At 65.5% G+C, this 374-nt stretch carries 1 protein-coding gene; it reads left to right on the top strand.

Features of this window, described 5'->3' with window-relative positions; translation table 11 throughout:
* Positions 1 to 88: 88 nt before the first annotated feature.
* The coding region (locus R0J88_RS19000) for an SH3 domain-containing protein (protein ID WP_410900730.1) at positions 89 to 374 on the top strand (286 nt) is incomplete at its 3' end.

Below are 374 nucleotides of genomic sequence, written 5' to 3'. Positions count from 1 at the left end.
GGGACGCAGGATTCAGCGCGCTTGCTCCTCGTGCCCACACGCCTGACACGGTCGGCTTACGCCCTTAGACAGCCATGAAGAACACGATATGACGCGATTCTCCATTACCAGCACCCCTTCATCTTTCGGTCTCCTGTCACCCCGATCGCCGTGTTCGACGCTTGCGCGCTCACTGCGCCGTGTGGTGCTGGGGGCTGGCGTCGCCGGCAGCCTGCTGCTGGGTGCACCGCTGGCCAATGCGGCCACCGACCGCTGGGTCGCCGATGACCTCACCACCTTCGTGCGCAGTGGCCCGACGGATGGCTACCGCATCGTGGGCACGGTGGAAGCCGGCCAGCCGGTCGAGCTGCTCGAGGTCCAGAATGACTACAGCA

The sequence above is a fragment of the Pseudoalteromonas sp. SIMBA_162 genome (genome assembly GCF_046535955.1).
GTDB lineage: Bacteria > Pseudomonadota > Gammaproteobacteria > Enterobacterales > Alteromonadaceae > Pseudoalteromonas > Pseudoalteromonas marina.
Note: the sequence above shows the minus strand (reverse complement) of the source record. Positions and strands in the feature narration are given on the sequence as shown.